This window comes from Undibacterium sp. Di26W (assembly GCF_049340265.1).
Taxonomy (GTDB): Bacteria; Pseudomonadota; Gammaproteobacteria; order Burkholderiales; family Burkholderiaceae_D; genus Undibacterium.
In genome coordinates this window covers 1-1,253 of the sequence record NZ_JBMPOR010000059.1, presented here as the reverse complement: position 1 = coordinate 1,253, position 1,253 = coordinate 1, and the positions used below count along the sequence as shown (strand labels likewise).

1 protein-coding gene is annotated in these 1,253 nt (G+C 48.7%); it reads left to right on the top strand.

Translation table 11 applies throughout. The features are described from left to right. Nucleotides 1-64 precede the first annotated feature (64 nt). A protein-coding gene (locus ACO0LM_RS28590) for an IS3 family transposase (RefSeq protein WP_423042332.1) occupies nucleotides 65-1,245 on the top strand; the annotation gives its coding sequence in 2 pieces (ribosomal slippage) (nucleotides 65-332 and nucleotides 332-1,245; 1,182 coding nt in all). Nucleotides 1,246-1,253 lie beyond the last annotated feature (8 nt).

Genomic DNA, 1,253 nt, shown 5'->3' with positions numbered 1-1,253 from the left:
TGTAGTGGTCTAATAATAACGGACACCGAGATAGGTGGGATAATTCACTTATTGAGGAAAAGAGATGAAAGCAAAAAGAAGAACATTTGAGATTGGCTTTAAGTTGCAAGTTGTCCGTATGGTGACAGAACAGGGCTTAAGTGTGGGCCAGGTGTGCAAGGAATTTGATCTGGGAGAGACAGCGGTACGTCGTTGGCTGAGTCAGATAAATGTACAGAAACTTGAACAGGCTGGTGTGGGCAAACCTTTAACGGCAGAACAGTTACGCATACGTGAACTGGAAGCCCAGAACCGGCAGCTCCAACAGGACGTCGATATTTTAAAAAAGGCGTCGGCCTTCTTTGCCAAAGAACTGAAATGAAATATCAGGTCATCCATCAGTTGCAACAGAAGGCCATCTCGATACAAGCTGCATGCAAGGCAATGGAAGTGTCACGGTCAGGGTATTACGCCCATTTGAGGAATCAGAAAAGCGAGCCGCGAATCTGCACGACCAGCGTACATCTGAAGGCAGCATTTGAAGTCAGTGGCAGCACGTATGGTAGCCGCCGGTTGCAAAGCAGTCTGCAGCAAAAAGGCGTGCAGGTGGGGCGTCACCGGATACGTACCCTCATGAAGCGACATCAAATGCATGTAGTCTGGAAACGCAAGTTCATTCATACCACTGACAGCAGACATGATTTACCGATAACACAAAACCATTTGAATCGCCAGTTTGAACAGAATGAACCGAACCGTGCCTGGGTGGCTGATATCACCTATATCCGTACGCGGAGCGGATGGCTGTATCTGGCTGCAGTGCTGGACTTGCATTCACGCAAGATCGTGGGCTGGGCGATGGCACCGCATATGCATGCAGAACTCGTTTGTGATGCCCTGCAAATGGCACTGATTCAACGTGCGCCTGCCGCAGGGCTGATCATGCATTCAGACCGGGGGAGTCAGTACGCAAGCGCCTCCTATCAGCGCCTGCTGAAGAAATATGAATGTATTTGCAGTATGAGCAGAAAAGGGAATTGCTGGGACAATGCAGTCATGGAGCGATTCTTCCTGAGCTTAAAGATGGAACGTGTCTGGCGAAAGAATTATGCCAATCACGCAGAAGCGATGCATGACATTGCAGACTATATTGTGGGCTTTTACAACAACGTTCGCTTGCATTCTGCCCTGGGCAATCTGCCACCCAGTGTCTATGAGCAAAAAATGGCAGAAAAAGAACCTATCCCAGTGTCCGAAAATACTTGACCACTACA